This is a genomic window from Sphingobacterium sp. Ag1 (assembly GCF_000988325.1).
Lineage (GTDB): Bacteria > Bacteroidota > Bacteroidia > Sphingobacteriales > Sphingobacteriaceae > Sphingobacterium.
The window spans coordinates 107,984-123,967 of record NZ_LBGU01000033.1 but is presented as its reverse complement, the minus strand read 5'-3'; the positions used below and the strand labels follow the sequence as shown (position 1 = coordinate 123,967).

The window sequence follows — 15,984 nt, the reverse complement described above, 5'->3', positions numbered from 1 at the left end:
TAGCCGATTCATTTAATTAGCGGGTCAATACTTCGGGGTTGGCGATATGCTGTGGATTACCCTCGGAAAAGGCAACAATATTCTCAAAAGCAAGTCTAAATAATCGTTCATAACCATTCTTCTCCACATAGCCAATATGTGGCGTACAGAGCACATTTGGTAGCTGCAATAAAGGATAGTTAGGATCAAAGATTGGCTCGGACTCATAGACATCTACCGCAGCCATTCCCGGAACACCTGTTTCGAGAGCGGTCAATAGTGCCCCCTCCTCAACCAACTCAGCACGGGAAGTATTGACAAAAAGTGCAGTCGGCTTCATAGACCTGAGATCCTCGAGCTTTACGATACCTCGCGTCGCAGGCACTAACCGAAGGTGTAAAGTAACAACATCTGAAAAATGAAAAAAATCGGATTTACTTGTTGCAGCTAAAAAACCGTCTTTTACAGCTTCTTCTCGGGAATTTTCGCTTCCCCAAACAATTACTTGGGCACCAAAAGCCCTTGCATATTGCGCTATTCGCTTCCCTATTTTTCCATAACTCCATATCCCTATTGTTTTTCCGGAGACACATTCCCCTATGTTCGTTTGCCATAGCCCTTTGTCCATATCTGAAAGAGCCTTAGGTAAACCTCGGAGTGCATTCATGATCAAAAGCCAGGTCAATTCAGCTGGAGCAATAGGAGAACCCATACCTTCAGCAACAGCCACACGGAAGCGGCTACAAACAGCCAAATCCAAATGATTTGAAATTTTACCCGTTTGGCTGATTAACTTTAGTTTGGGAAGCTGGGACAACAGATCTTCTGTAATCTGGGTCCGTTCTCTGATGAGCACTAGCGCTTCCGTATCGCTTAATTTTTCCGCCAGTAAAGCCGGATCTGAATAGGACTGTTTCAATATTTGGACATCGTGACCATCAAGAATTTTGAAACAGTCCAACTGTCGGACAGCGTCTTGATAGTCATCTAAAATGGTTATTCGCATTTTTTTTGACTTAATTTTAAACTCTTATTTTCAATATCAAACGAAAGTAAAAGGCTTTTATATGCCTATAACTTCATCGCATATAAAAGCAATATAGTACGTTCCCATCTTTCCATTGCGGAACTTATTTAGGAAGGAAATTTTGCTTTTCGATATCAATTTACAGCATAAAGTTGGAATCCTGCAATTCGTCATGATATTTTGACATTCCATCCACTCTTTTTCGCAGAAGCACTTACAGCCGCTGATATTTGAATAAAATTAAAGAAAAATGAAGCTGTTATTAACCTTACTATTTTTAAGTATTACCATCGTATCGGCACAGTCTATCTTAAAAGGGAAAGTGCTGGGCAAAAACGGCAAACCGATATATTTAGCCAATGTTTTTATTGAAGGCACCTATGATGGCGGCACTACAGATTCACTTGGAAACTTCATGTTTGAAACTAATGAACAAGGTCCTAAAATGATAAAAGCGTCTGTTGTGGGCCTCCCAACATATAGTAAGTCTATTCAGCTACCTCAGAAAGAATTGCTCATTATTCAAATGCAAGAAAGTGAGAATCGCCTACAGGAAGTCACGATTCAGGCAGGGGTACTACAAGCCAATAGCTCCGGAAAAAACACGGTAATGAGTCCATTGGATATTGTCACCACGGCAGGCAGCATGGGAAACATCATCAGCGCATTAGCAACATTGCCCGGTGCACAGGTTGGGGGAGAAAATGGACGTCTTATGGTTCACGGTGGAGATGCCTCCGAAACACAGACCTACATCAATGGAATCAGAGTAGCCCAACCTTACACCGCAACACCAAATGAAGTTCCTGTAAGAGGTCGATTTTCACCCATGCTCTTTAAAGGGGTAAATTTCTCTACAGGCGGTTATTCGGCAGAATTTGGCAATGCGCTATCCAGCATTCTAGCCCTAAACACCGAAAATACCATAGAACAGCGCAAAACAGAGTTTTCGCTATCTTCCGTTGGATTGGGTTTAGGACATACCTTAAAATGGGGCAAAAGCTCCCTCACCTTCAACAGCAGCTATACAAACTTAAAACCTTATTCCAAAATTATTACGCCAGATATCAAATGGACGAAACCGTATGAAAACGCCTCCGGAGAAACGATCTATCGCCATCAGTTTAAAGAAGGTTTTCTGAATATTTATGGGGCGTACAATTTCGAAAATATGGGACTTTACCAAGCGGACATCAATTATGAGCAACCTGTCCCATTGAAAAAGAAATCCAATAATGCCTACGCCAACATCAGTTACAGTCAGAATCTGGGAAATCGATGGACATTCCAGTCCGGTATTGGCCTAGGCTACCTGACCGATAAGCTACACTACGATGAAATCTACCTGCCAAATGAAGAAAAGAGTCTTCACCTAAAAGGAACGCTAAGTAAGATCTGGAACAATAAGATTAAAAGTATTGGCGGAATAGAATATTTCGACACCAATTATCAAGAAGAATATCACCGACAAACCATTGATTATCGCTACGGGTATCATAGCAAAATGACCGCCGTATTTACGGAAACGACCTTCGGCATCCTCCCGAACTTAATCGGAAAGATTGGCTTACGAGAAACTTCCTCCAATTTGCAGGCGAAGAGCACGTTAGAACCAAGAGCTTCGCTGGGCTACGCATTAAATAAATATACGCAGCTCTCACTTGCCTATGGGAACTTCCATCAGCAGGCACCAACACCTCTATTAAAATATGCCCCTCAGCTTGGTTGGATGGAAGCCAATCACTATATCGCAAATTATTTCTATGCCCGTGGAGGGCACTTACTTCGCTTAGAAGCTTATCATAAAGAATACAACAATTTGGTAAAATACAACAGTGCGACGCCAAATTACGACAGCCAATATGACAATAACGGAAGCGGTAAGGTCAAAGGCTTTGACCTATTTTATAAAAACAGCAGTAGCATCAAAAATCTGCAATACTGGATTTCATATTCCTATACGGACAGTAAGCGAAATGAAGCGAACTATCCGACGACAGTCACTCCCCCATATATCTACAAACACAGTTTCTATATCGTTGGGAAATACTGGCTACCCAGTCTACGTTCACAGCTCAGTGTGACAAATTCGTTTGTATCCGGCAGAAATTACAATGATCCCAATCAAACAGTATTTATGAATAGCCATACAAAAGGTTACAATAATCTCTCTATGAGTTGGTCGTTCCTTTATAGCCAGCAAAAAATTATCCATTTCTCCGTCAGTAATGTTCTTGGCGCTAGCCCAATCTATGGCTATCAATATGCAGACCGACCAAATTCACAAGGAATCTATGACCGTAGACCGATTGTCCCTACCGCCAAGCGCTTTGTGTTTCTGGGCTATTTCTGGACAATCAGTAAAAATGAAAAAGACAATCAATTGGACAATCTATAATAAGCATCAACTCATCATCGAAATATGTCGGCCCATCCAAAATTATTTCTGTTTGAAGCGAAGGATTGCCAACTTCAAGAACAATCAATAACATATACATCACACACAACAACAATAACTTAGAAAAATATTTACAACTAAAAACGAAAGATCATGAAATCATTTATTATCGTCCTCATCTGCCTTATAAGCGGAAGCGTATTTGCACAAGGCAATTTTGAAAAAAGTATGGGACAAGCCATGGGTTTATGGCAATCGGGAGAGACACAGAAAGCAGCCGCTCTTTTAGAGCGTATTGCTCAGGCAGAGAAGGATAATTGGATTCCTGCCTATTATCAGGCCATGGTACTGACAACAGCATCCTTTAGGGAGAAAAATAAAGAGACACAGGCAAAATATATACAGTCTGCAGAAGAAATACTAAACAATAGCGCCCAGGACAACAATTCAGAATGGCTTGTACTGAAAGCGATGAACCAAACAGCATTGATGATCACAGATCCCATGACAAAAGCCAAAGAGCTTTCGCCTAAGATTATAGCTCTATATCAAAAAGCCATCAGCCTTGCGCCAAACAATCCACGTGCGGTATTGGGACTAGCGGAATTCCAAATAAACGCAAAAAAAAATTTCAACCAGGATACCAGCAAAGAATGTGAGGATGCAAAGAAAGCACTATCTTTATTCGGTGAAGAGAAGATTACTACGCCATTTGCACCTTCATGGGGCAAAGATCGGGCAGAACAACTCGTAAAGGAATGCAAATAACACGTTGTGAAAAAAGCACCATTTAAAGCGATTATACAAGCACTACTCGCAAGCTTGGTCGTGACCATCTATTTTGTGGTTGTGGCCAAGCTTGACCATAACGATGTCCCTTGGATATCCATCATCTTTCACCCTAATATGGTCCGAGGTTTACTATACGGATTTTTTCTCTTTCTAGGTCATAGCTATCTATCGAAATGGGTTGGGAAAAAGTACCCAAACAGTAAAGATTTTGTGAAGAAGATAATTGTTTTTTACAGTATCAGTTTCTTCTTGACCGTACTGGTCGTTTTTATTGTCAATGCTTTTTTCTCTGGACTTTTTAACCCGGGTGTTCCCAAAAATTTCGCTCAGCGTTTTCACCAATTTATTCATCAACAACGTGTTGCATATTATTTTCAAACCGCGATGATATCTTGGTGCATTTCAATGATTTTTTTTGGTTTCTATTTCTATAAAAGATTCAAAGATTACCAAATCAAAGAGTCTCATCAGGAAAAACAACAAATAGCAGCACAATTTGAGTCGCTCAAGAATCAACTCGACCCACATTTTTTGTTCAACAGTTTGAATGTATTGAATGGATTAATTGAGGAAAGCCCTAAAAAAGCCAGTATGTTTACGACAGACCTTTCTAGGATATATCGCTATGTATTGGAACAAAGGGACAAAAGCCTCGTTTCTTTACAGGAAGAGCTTACTTTTTCAAAGGCTTATTTAAACCTTTTGAGTCTGCGCTTCGAAGCCGGTATACAGATCGATCTACAGATCAATGCGGAGCAGCATACTGGTTTTATATTACCGCTTTCCCTTCAATTACTGATCGAAAATGCAATCAAACACAATATTATTTCGATCAGGAAGCCGCTTTTATTGAAGATTTATAGAAAAAATAATTACCTCTATGTTGAAAACAATCTTCAAAAAAAGAAAGTGCTCCATGATCATTCGGGAATCGGTTTGAAAAATATTCAGGAACGTTATGCTATCCTGTCCAATCTAGCGGTGCATATTCAGGAAACTGATCTATTATTTTCTGTCGGATTGCCCATCATCAATGAAATAACCCCCTAGAACCATGGAATCTTCAATAAATACATGCGGCTAAGCACTGAAAGACAACATCTGCCCAGCGGCATTGTGCCTCACTAAATTAAACGGCACAAAGATTTGATAATCGATAAGAAGCACGATAAGCAATGAAAATATTAATTATAGAAGACGAACTTCCATCGGCGAGATTACTTCGAAGAAAACTTGAGGAGCTCGGTTATACCGTATCTGCTGTACTGCAAACGGTGGAAGAATCCATAGAGTGGTTTATGTCAAACAGTGACCCAGACCTCCTTTTTTTGGATATTCAGCTCGCGGATGGGATTTCATTTGACATCCTGGAGCAGGTGAAACCCAGTTCGGCCATTATTTTTACCACCGCATACGATGAATATATGTTGCGTGCTTTTAAACAAAATAGCATCGATTACCTGCTGAAGCCAATTGAAGATGAAGAATTAGAAAATGCAATTGAAAAATTCCGCCAATTTAGACGCCCCAATCCTCCGTTCGATCTGGCATCGCTTGAAGCGTTGTTTAGAAACCCTACCCCAACATTTAAGGAACGCTTTACAATCAAAATTGGCCAAAGTCTAAAAGTTGTGACAAGCCAGCAAGTTGAATGCATTTACAGCGAAAACAAAGGCACTTACCTTTATACCAACGAAAATGGAAACTATCTTTTGGATCAGACATTGGATGCGTTGATGCCACAACTATCTCCTAAGGATTTCTTTAGGATCAATCGAAGCACGATTATTCAATTTGATGCCATCAAAAATATTGCTGTACATTCCAATGCCCGGCTAAAAATATACCTTAAACATTATGAATCGGATGAGCTTATTGTCTCCCGGGAGAAAGTCTCAGTCTTCAAAAAATGGCTTGACAATTAGTCTTGCCGTTCCCAAAAAGTACGATAGGGTAATTGCTTTACAAGAGAAATAGGCTAGCATAAAAAATGGCCCGTCAAATTTAGCGTTTGGCAGACATAACCAAGCTAAGACAAAGCGCGAAACTAAGCTACATATTGATTCGATAATTTAGCGGAATACTAAATCGAAGAGACACCGCAAACCCCTTTATCGGATTATAATCTCTTTTTTCATTGATTGAAAATCCATAACCAAAATCAAGATCCACCAATGTAGCCAAGCTCACTCCAACTTTGGGGGTAATGGTATATGGAGTAAGTTCTGTACGAACAAAAGGAGTCAAGACATAGGTTTGGGGATAATACGTTATTGCAGCCTCAGGGATTACGGCAAACTTTTTTTGTGTCCAAGTAAAGTTTGCTGTTGCATCTGCTCGCAGTATATGATCTCCACTAAAAGGGAATGCGAAATAAGCACCCGTTTTTAATACACTGCCTTTTTGGAACTGATAACTCAGTGAAGGACCGATTAAATAATCTTGCGCTTTTAGGTTGCTAACCAGCGTTAACAACGCAACAAACGGCCCCAGGAGTTTATAGATCGTCTTACTGCACATTTTCCAATTAATAAATATGAAAATTGAGCGGAATATTTACCCCCACTGAAACGGTAATTCCGTCAATCGGCTTAAAATTTTTCTTCGTATTATAATCAAATCCATAACCTATTCCCAGATCCACAATGGAGAATAGACTGGCCCCCACTTTTGGCGTTATGGTGTAAGGTGTTAACTCTGCTTTCACAAAAGGGAAAAGAACAAAATCATTTAGATAGTAAGTAAATCCCAGCTCTGGAATAACCGTCGTTTTACCTTCCATCCAGCTGAAATTAGCTCCGGCATCAATTTTCATATATTGAAAATCATTAGGTGCAAATAAGCCCCAGCCCGAAACTTTCAGAAAATTGCCATTTTGATACTGATAGCCAACTGAAGGACCCCAGATCCATTTATTATGTTGTTTCCAGGGCTTATCTTGTGCTTTAGACAACGTAGTAAAGAGAAAAAGGATAGTAAATAACGATAATATTCTTAGTTTCATCCAGCTAAATTACAAACTATAATCTATTTTATGGAATACAACAGGTGCATACCAGAATAGTTTTACTTAAGACAGAAAAACAGTAAATATATACACACAGTTGATGAACAAAAGTATAGTTTAGGCCGGTCTTTAATAAGGTAATATCTTGATTCGGATAAACTGTGATCGTTCGTTCAACGATCCTTCATCGCCCCAATAGCCATCAATATGGTTGGCAGCAGTATATATACATCCATCGTTGCCCCAAAACATCAATTCCTCTTTCCAGGTTGGCATCCACTCTTTAAAACTAACAAAAAGCATCGGCGTCACCTTTCCTTGTTTCACGTGGAAGAGCTGCAAGTCACCTGTCGATTCATATGGATCGGCGTGCAAAGTCATCAGATAATTTTTATCGGCAGAAAAGTAGGGGTAATCCCCACATTCCACAATTAGATGACCATCCCGTTTATCAAAAAGTCGCACATCAGCACTTTCCCAGTAATTCCCATCAACGGCAAAAGCATTTAGAAAATCATAATGTCCTTTATAAGAATAACTGGCTTCCAATTCATTATCGATATCCTTATCCGTAAAAGTTAACTTTTTCCCATTGGTCAAAGGCAATTCCAAGATCTTTCCGTTTTTAGGATAAGACAGGGTATCCTTGATCAAATAATTTTTGGCCGTATTCTGAGCGGCTAGGAACGTTTGCTTATCAATCAACTCTAACTGGAGATACTTATCTAAAGAATGCCCCTTTTCATAATACATTTCTTTACCATTTATAGTAAGTGAGACGATTGAATTTAAATCTCTGGGGGAAATTGTAATCTGATCCTGTTTCCCCAGCCTGGACTTCGCTACATACACTTTTTCCCATCGTGTAATATCACCTGTTTCGCCATTTTCCCCTTTGTAATCGCGCTGTATACGGTCCATGACAGCAACCCATTCTCCTTCTTCACCGATCACATCCAGCTTGGTGCCATAGGGATATTTTCCTAATAGCGGAGCCGCTCCATCTGCACCTTGTCTAAGTTCGACTCCAGCACGATCAACAACATAGGTGTTTTTTAAAACCTTTGTCTTGTCATAGTCAATCGGCAAAGGAGGAAATTTAGCAGCATTCATCGTATCCTTCACGGCAATGGTTTTAAGTTCAGAAGAATCCTTTAAATCTGTATTATTAACCCTCGTATTGTGACCACAGCTCAAGATTCCCATGAATAATGTTGCTCCAAGGAATAAAGATAGGGGTGAAAATAGTTGTCTATTCATAAAGGTCAAGGTAGCGATTCCCATGCCAAAAAAAAATACTGGTTTTCAGGGGTTCTCCGAGAGCCAATACGATTATCCAAAGGTTCACAGTTTTAGCGAGGTAAAATCTAAAGCTCATTCCAAATTTGAACGAGATCCTTTGAATAGGATATCTATAGCCACAAAGGCTCGTTAAAAACCTGAGGAATTTTTAGTCTCTTAGCCATAAATTTTTCCCTTTAATTTGTAAACCGGCCTCTGACTTCCGTGCATGCACAATGGTATTAATGATAGCGATAAAGATGGTCAAGAAGCGGAAAAAATTGCTCCATCCATTTCCTGCAGCATTGTCTGCAACATCAAAAATCATCCATGCCGAATTCATCAAAACATGAAGTGCTATCGGTATCCAAAGATTAAAACTCCATTCGGCATACAACCACGAAAATAGGATAGAGCCGAAGAAAGTCGTACAAAAAATCAGGGTCAATTCTACGAAATCCTGACTCTGATAAAGATGCAGTATAGCAAAAAGGAATGAGGTGGCTAAAATGGATGGAATAAAACCTAGTCGCGTATAGCGAAAAACTAAACCAAAAAAATAGGCACGAAAGATCACTTCTTCAAAAAAACCCGATGACACACTATTTATTAATAGCGCATTTGGATCTATTTTGCGATTTAAGGTAAAAACAATGGCATACCCCAAGAACATGGGTAAGGTGGCTATAATTCCAAAAGAAAGCCCCTGTAAAAAAGAGCCTTTTAACCCAAATTTTTCCAAGAATTCATTCTGCCCTTTCGGTTTAAGTAGCATTGCCCCTAAAAGCAGTGGTATAAGGCTAATTGCATACGTCAGTACATGCCCCAAAAATCTACTGTGGACATAGTTGCCTATCATGGATTGCAGTATTGCAAAAAACAAATAATCAAGGATAAAGTATATTCCGAAGAAAAGAAATAATACCAGTAGGTTTAAACTTTTTGTGTTCATCTTTTTTTGAGCAAAATTATGCCCTTAACGATGAGTATACAAAGTTATGTGGCGTATGGCAAGATTTAGGGATGATTGACCATAGCGTGGGTGGTCTGCCCTATAAGTAGGGGCTAACGGATTTCAAAGCAGACCTCGAAATAACAGCACAATCTTCGGTATCTGCAAAACGTAACAAAAAGCCCTTGGCATTCCCTTCCTTTACAATGATTTTTTCAAAGTTGACAAGAAAGGACCGATGACATCGGTGAATAGACTTTGTATTGAACAGTTCAGACAAGCGACTTAACGTAATTCGCACCAGCCGCTTCTTCACCGCACCATCCATCCTAAAATAGATCATGCAATAATTATCCATCGATTTCGCAAAAATAAAATCGCTTGGCAGCAACTTCAAAGGTTGACTACCATTGGGAATATCGACCATGGCCAAATGGCAGTCATTCCCTTGGCTCAATATCATAGCCGGCTTTATCGAAAGACTTCCAATCGGCGAGTTATTTTTTTTATGATGTGAATGACGCTTATCAACTCGAAGCAAAAAATAAATCGTAGCGATAGGGCTGTAAAGTGAAAGCGTATAGCATCCAATATAGGGGAGGTTATCCCACTGCAAAGGGGCTTTATTGATGATCCAACCATGATAGACAAAATTTAAAAAACTTGATAATAGGAACACAAGAAAAATACGAATTAGTTCTATCCCAACCGTTCCCCTTTTTTTACGTAAGAGGATAGAAATTAAGACGTATGCAAAGGATAATATAACCCCGTATCCAGATAACAAGCTAAATTTATGGGCATGCTCAAAATTATACGTTCCAAATGGCTGAAAAACCAGCAGGAATACATACGCTGATAAGCCGAGTAAGAAGGCATATATGAACAGCTCTCTTATGGAGACAATTTCGGGAATTATGCTATTTAAATAACTTAGAACAGGTTTTTTATAGATCATGATTGCATAAATTTAGCGTTTTTCTTGTAATTAAAAGCGTACAGTAATAAAGACTTCTTCAAAAAAGGTAGAGAGAACAAAAATTTATAGCGAAAAAAGTGAAATATATTGAATTTATAATTTAACTTAGAAGATATTTTTTCAAGCATATATTAGGCCGCTGGAATTAAAATTGATTTGTCATATTATATATTAACGTAATTCTCCAAGCTATGCGTTTAGGTCAACTACTTACTTTATTTTTTTGTTCGACTTTTATCCTTGTTGTCCAAGCACAGGAAAAGCAAATTTTAATAGAAAATGTTAAACTGCTTGACTATACAACTCAAACGTTAACTGCAGCAAAACATGTTTTGATAAACGGGAACACGATTCAGACCATTAGTACATCTCCTATTGACGCGCGAGCTAAGAATATCGTTAGAATTGACGCTAAAGGCAAAACCCTAATGCCCGGATTGATTGATGTCCATGTCCATTTGGTATTTGGCGCTTTGACAATGCCTCAAATGATGACAAATGAATTATCTGAGGAATTCTTGATCAACACGGTGGGGCTCTCGGCGCAACAGATGTTAATGCGGGGTTTTACAAGTGTACGTGATGTCGGTGGTCCTATATTTCCATTAAAAGCAGCGATTGACAAGGGTAAGCTTTTGGGGCCTAGAATATGGCCTTCTGGTGCTGTTATCAGTCAAACTGCGGGACATGGAGATTTTCGGACACCGGCGGAAAAATCGCGCCGTTTTTTCGGCATTGTCTCCCGTGCGGAGCGATATGGAGCAACATTCATCGCCGATGGTCGTGATGAGGTCCTGACGGCAGTACGAGAGAATCTGCGATTCGGGGCAAGTCAAATTAAACTCATGGCAGGAGGAGGAACTTCTTCAGCATATGATCCTGTGGATGTTACTCAATATACGTTAGACGAAATGAAAGCAGCGGTAGAGGCAGCCGAAGACTGGGGAACTTATGTGACCGTACACGCGTATACGCCAAGAGCAATTCGAAGAGCGATCGAAGCTGGTGTAAAATGTATAGAACATGGACAATTGCTCGACGAAGAAACTTTGCAGCTAATCGCAGAAAAGAATATCTGGCTTAGTTTACAAAACCTAGTGGAAGATACACCCGATATGGATCCACAACGAAGAATCAAGCGTAAACCTGTTATTGAAGGTCAGGAAAGAGTATGGCCTATGGCTAAAAAATATGGAGTAAAGCTGGCTTGGGGGACAGACTTCCTTTTTGAACCGGAACTGAACAAAATGCAGAATGCTTTTATTTTGCGCCTTCAAAAGTGGTTTACAAATGCTGAGATCATTAAAATGATTACCCAAGACAACGGTGAACTTCTGCAGCTTTCGGGGTTAAGAAGTCCTTATCCTGGCAAGCTGGGAACAGTAGAAGAAGGAGCATTAGCAGATCTGATCCTCGTAGACGGAGATCCGCTTAAGAATTTAAAACTATTGGCAGATCCGGAAAAAAACTTCTTGTTAATCATGAAAGACGGTCAGATTCATAAAAATAGCCTCCAGAAGCATTAATATTTACATGGCTAAATTTATTGTATCTCGAAAATACCGCATCTTAAGATGATAAAATGTATTTTCGATGACATCAGTTAAAACGGTCTATTTTGGCTCGTCAAGGTGAAAAAGGAATCAAACAATTTTACCATCACATGGTGCAGGCGGTTGCATTACGGTATAATTTATTTGAAGAGTAAACACCTTTGCATTTAATTGATTAGTTTTGCGTTTAAACGATAAATCAAAGCATTCGGTGGCATTATTATTCAACGACGGGCGTCCAGTAGTAAGACTAAGAGCATTTCGGGCTATCGACGATCCCCAAACCTGTGAACGTTTCATAGAAGGACACGCGCATGTGTTAACTGCTATAGGCGTAAAAAAAGTAACTTCTTCCAAAAATGACTGGATGTACAATCCGGCATCATTTGTCCTGATCGTAGAATCCCTTGATGGTGATAAAGTCTATGGTGGAGTACGTATACACGTATCTGGAGGAAGCGAACCACTTCCGATTGAACAGGCCACGGGAGCGATGGATGCCAAAGTCTTAGATCTTGTTTATGATTATGCGCAACAGGGGACCGGTGAAGGTTGTGGCCTTTGGAACTCCAGGGAAATTGCTGGATATGGCATTGGCAGCATATTTTTGACGAGGGCTGGTGCTGCTATCAGCACACAGATTGGCATTAAATCACTCTTTGCGTTATGTGCTCCTTATACAGTGAAATTAGCAGAGAGTGTTGGCTATCGCATTGATACAAGCGTTGGAAATAATGGCACATTCTATTATCCGAAGCTGGATCTGCTGGCTACGGTAATGATTATGCGCAATCTAGACACCTTGACTGAGGCCGATGAAGAAAACAAAGATGCAATTTTGTCGCTTCGCAATAATTCCAATATTGTCCGCATAGAAACTTTGCGGAATAAGGAGATTGAAATTCACTATCAAATCGATATTCCGAATCTCAATCAATGGGATTTAAATGAAATTATTAAAAACCTGAAACATACATCATTAGATCACAAACCAGATGATCGTAATTTAAATATCTTGTAATGGACACTAAACATTATGGCGCCGGCTATTTAATGGATACCGGTGATTTTCTTAAACAATTAAAAATACATTCATATACTCCTTTTAATACGATTAAAGAAGGCGTTGTCGTCGATCTTGGTTGTGGAACTGGAATGGATGCCATCAATTTGGCCAATATGCTTGGCCATAACGTTCTTGTCGTTGGATTGGATCATGATAAGGCTTTAATCGAACATGCCAAAACAAGCAGTGTGGAGGTAAAGAACGTCGACTTTGTTCAGGGTGAAGTTAATCAACTCAGCTTTACAGATGATTCCATTGCTGGCATCAGAATGGAACGTGTTGTACAACATCTGCCGGAAGCACCGAAAATGTTTGCTGAGGTTCACCGTGTTTTGCGTGAAGGTCAACCCCTAGTCATCGTCGAGACGATCTGGAATAGCCTGACATTTTACAGCAAGCATGTGGGTATTGAGGCTAAGATATGCCATTATTTGACCGAAGAAAAAGTCAACAATGGCTGGGCTGGGAATAAATTAACTTCAGACCTATTGACTCAAGGCTTTAAACAAGTTCAATTGCAAACATTCTGTATGGTAGCCCGCTCGAAAGAAGAAGCCAACCGCTATCTTTTCTTAGATAAAATTCTTTTGGAGATGGTCGAAAAAGGGAAGTTGAGCACAGCCGAAATGGAGGAATTTCAAAACACATTGGACCAAGCTGATGAAGCGGGTTGTTTCCTTGTTTCTATGAATTTAGTTATTGCCGAAGCAAAAAAATAGCATATAGTGATGAAATGCTGGCTTAACTTGATCTTCTTATTTATTTTTACCTGCAGCTCAACTTGTTTTGGAGAGGTTATTATCGATCAACCAACGCAGCGTGTATTGATCGGATATGGTCTCGAGCGTTATATGGGGAGAGGAGAGCCTAACTTTGCGGATACTTCAGCTTCCTCCTTCCAGCCGTTAGGAAGCAAGGTACCCAATTTGGGCATATCACCCACTGACATCTGGTTCCGATTGCCTGTGACAAATAAGGGCAAAGAGAAACTTGAACTCTTGCTCGAAATTGCCTACCCTCTCTTGGATGAAGTCGAACTTTTTGTACCATCATCAAATGGGCATTATAAATCGGTCAAGCTGGGCGAACATCAATCTTTTTCGGCTAGAAAATATAAGGTTCCTAATTACGCATTCGACATCCAATTACCCGGAAATGAGAAGACCATCTTTTTTCTTCGCGTAAAAAGTACGGAACAGATTATTCTTCCGATCTATTTAAGTAACGAACGCAGTTTCTTAAAAGAGATGAATGACGACAGTTTGTTAAGTGGCATCTATATTGGTATTGTCGGTATTATGGCGATATACAATTTGTTCCTATTTTTTTCTGTCCGTGAAAGGGGGTATCTGTATTATGTCCTTTATGTTCTTTGTGCAGGAATAACACAAATGGGTATTAAAGGTTACAGTTTTCAATATTTATGGCCAAATTGGACTTATTTTGCGACAAAAGGTCCTATTATCTTCGGATGTTTATCAGGCTTATGCGCCCTGCTTTTTGCAGATTCATTTCTTCAATTACCGAAAAATGCTCCTCGGTCAAGGCGTGTGATTACTGTTTTTATCATCCTTTTTGTCGCGGGTAGCCTTCTTACACTGCTCAATCTCACACAACCAGCGTTCATGGTTATGCAGCTAACAACAGGAGCAGGGTCTTTATTTGTCCTTTACTTATCCTATCGGGTAATGATAAATGGCTATAAACCGGCTAAATATTTTGTTTACGGTTGGACAATTTTACTATTAGGTTCTGTCGTCTTTTTATTGAAAGATTATGGCATCTTGAAATATAACGATTTTACGAGTAACGCCGTACAAATTGCATCTGTCGTGGAGATGGCTTTATTGTCCTTCGGTCTAGCTTATAGTATCAATATCTTAAAAGAAGAGAAAGAAGCATCACAAGTCAGGGAATTAGCGATCTCATTAGAAAACGAAAAGTTGATACGCGAGCAAAATATCGTATTGGAACAAAAAGTAGATGAGCGGACACGTGAATTAACAGAATCCAATGAGTCTCTACAAACCACTCTTACTCACTTGAAGGAAACACAATCTCAACTTGTCGAAGCCGAAAAGATGGCCTCTCTTGGTCAACTGACTGCGGGGGTTGCGCACGAGATCAACAACCCAATCAACTTTGTTACATCCAATGTCGCTCCATTAAAGCGTGATATCAAGATGATCTGGGAAACGCTGGAGGAGGTAGAACGTATAGCTTTTAAAGAGGGGATATCCGATACGGAAAAGCAATTGCAGATCAAAAAATTCAAAGATGACCTGGATATTGATTATCTGAAAACAGAGGTAGATTTTCTTTTAAAAGGGATGCATGATGGGGCCCATAGGACTGCCGAAATAGTAAAGAGTTTGCGGATCTTCTCGCGCGTAGACGAGGATACATTAAAATTTGCAGATCTAAACGAGGGGTTGGAGTCAACAATGGTTATCCTCAATAGTTTATTAAATAACACGATTGAAGTTGATAAGATCTATGGTGATATGCCAAAGGTCGAATGTCATGCCGGCAAACTCAATCAGGTCTTTTTGAATATTGTGACAAATGCTATTTACGCCGTGAATAAGAAGTTTAATCACGATGTTGGTGGTAAAATCTGGATTGAGACCGGAGTTCATGCGGATAATACCTCCGTCTTTATCAAAATCGCAGACAATGGTATAGGTATTCCAAAAGAAATCCATGAGCGGATATTCGAACCATTTTTTACAACAAAAGACGTTGGCGAAGGTACTGGTTTGGGAATGTCCATAGCCTATAATACCATCGCGAAACATCATGGTAAAATTATTGTGGACTCAGAAGTGGGACAGGGTACAAGCTTTACACTCCTCATTCCAATTCAACAAAACAATTAATACCACTATAAACTTAAAATAGTTCAATTAACTATTATTTTTTCATATCTTTTGTAAGGGATAAAACCATA

14 protein-coding genes are annotated in these 15,984 nt (G+C 39.6%); 8 read left to right on the top strand and 6 right to left on the bottom strand.

Annotated features, from left to right (window positions below; translation table 11 throughout):
- Window positions 1-16: 16 nt before the first annotated feature.
- Window positions 17-985 (bottom strand): D-2-hydroxyacid dehydrogenase family protein, encoded by a 969-nt coding sequence (locus AAW12_RS09090; RefSeq protein ID WP_046673297.1) that lies wholly within the window; start codon window positions 983-985, stop codon window positions 17-19.
- Window positions 986-1,256: 271 nt separating this feature from the next.
- On the opposite strand from AAW12_RS09090, the gene AAW12_RS09085 reads away from it, so the two are divergent.
- The 4 genes from AAW12_RS09085 (at window position 1,257) to AAW12_RS09070 (ending at window position 6,121) form a co-directional block, all read left to right on the top strand.
- Window positions 1,257-3,404, top strand: a complete 2,148-nt coding sequence (locus AAW12_RS09085) for a carboxypeptidase-like regulatory domain-containing protein (protein ID WP_046673296.1) — start codon at window positions 1,257-1,259, stop codon at window positions 3,402-3,404.
- Between the two features lie 153 nt (window positions 3,405-3,557).
- The gene (locus AAW12_RS09080) at window positions 3,558-4,172 is read left to right on the top strand and encodes a tetratricopeptide repeat protein (protein WP_046673295.1); all 615 of its coding nucleotides are present in this window, start codon (window positions 3,558-3,560) and stop codon (window positions 4,170-4,172) included.
- Window positions 4,173-4,178: 6 nt separating this feature from the next.
- Window positions 4,179-5,246, top strand: coding sequence for a sensor histidine kinase (locus AAW12_RS09075; protein WP_053003594.1), 1,068 nt, complete (start codon window positions 4,179-4,181; stop codon window positions 5,244-5,246).
- Window positions 5,247-5,371: 125 nt separating this feature from the next.
- The gene (locus AAW12_RS09070; RefSeq protein ID WP_046673294.1) at window positions 5,372-6,121 is read left to right on the top strand and encodes a LytR/AlgR family response regulator transcription factor; all 750 of its coding nucleotides are present in this window, start codon (window positions 5,372-5,374) and stop codon (window positions 6,119-6,121) included.
- Window positions 6,122-6,248: 127 nt separating this feature from the next.
- Here AAW12_RS09070 and AAW12_RS09065 read toward each other — a convergent pair whose 3' ends face one another.
- From AAW12_RS09065 to AAW12_RS26480, 5 genes are all read right to left on the bottom strand, one after another.
- Complete coding sequence (locus AAW12_RS09065) at window positions 6,249-6,716, bottom strand: hypothetical protein (protein ID WP_046673293.1); 468 nt, start codon at window positions 6,714-6,716, stop codon at window positions 6,249-6,251.
- A 7-nt stretch (window positions 6,717-6,723) separates the two neighbouring features.
- Window positions 6,724-7,200: a hypothetical protein gene (locus tag AAW12_RS09060; RefSeq protein WP_046673292.1), complete on the bottom strand. Its 477-nt coding sequence runs from the start codon at window positions 7,198-7,200 to the stop codon at window positions 6,724-6,726.
- A gap of 132 nt (window positions 7,201-7,332) precedes the next feature.
- On the bottom strand, window positions 7,333-8,463 hold the full coding sequence (locus tag AAW12_RS09055) for an SH3 domain-containing protein (RefSeq protein ID WP_197084002.1): 1,131 nt from the start codon (window positions 8,461-8,463) through the stop codon (window positions 7,333-7,335).
- A 190-nt stretch (window positions 8,464-8,653) separates the two neighbouring features.
- Window positions 8,654-9,436, bottom strand: a complete 783-nt coding sequence (locus AAW12_RS09045) for a CPBP family intramembrane glutamic endopeptidase (protein WP_046673289.1) — start codon at window positions 9,434-9,436, stop codon at window positions 8,654-8,656.
- A gap of 100 nt (window positions 9,437-9,536) precedes the next feature.
- Window positions 9,537-9,899, bottom strand: a complete 363-nt coding sequence (locus AAW12_RS26480) for a LytTR family DNA-binding domain-containing protein (RefSeq protein ID WP_197084001.1) — start codon at window positions 9,897-9,899, stop codon at window positions 9,537-9,539.
- 707 nt (window positions 9,900-10,606) lie between these two features.
- On the opposite strand from AAW12_RS26480, the gene AAW12_RS09035 reads away from it, so the two are divergent.
- The 4 genes from AAW12_RS09035 (at window position 10,607) to AAW12_RS09020 (ending at window position 15,913) form a co-directional block, all read left to right on the top strand.
- The gene (locus AAW12_RS09035; protein ID WP_046673287.1) at window positions 10,607-11,941 is read left to right on the top strand and encodes a metal-dependent hydrolase family protein; all 1,335 of its coding nucleotides are present in this window, start codon (window positions 10,607-10,609) and stop codon (window positions 11,939-11,941) included.
- A gap of 238 nt (window positions 11,942-12,179) precedes the next feature.
- Entirely contained in the window at window positions 12,180-12,989 is an 810-nt protein-coding gene (locus AAW12_RS09030) for a hypothetical protein (protein ID WP_046673320.1), read from the top strand.
- Window positions 12,989-13,753, top strand: coding sequence for a methyltransferase domain-containing protein (locus tag AAW12_RS09025; RefSeq protein ID WP_046673286.1), 765 nt, complete (start codon window positions 12,989-12,991; stop codon window positions 13,751-13,753). Before AAW12_RS09030 ends, AAW12_RS09025 begins: the two co-directional genes overlap by 1 nt.
- A gap of 9 nt (window positions 13,754-13,762) precedes the next feature.
- A complete protein-coding gene (locus AAW12_RS09020) occupies window positions 13,763-15,913 on the top strand; it encodes a 7TM diverse intracellular signaling domain-containing protein (RefSeq protein ID WP_046673285.1) in 2,151 nt (716 codons plus the stop codon).
- Window positions 15,914-15,984 lie beyond the last annotated feature (71 nt).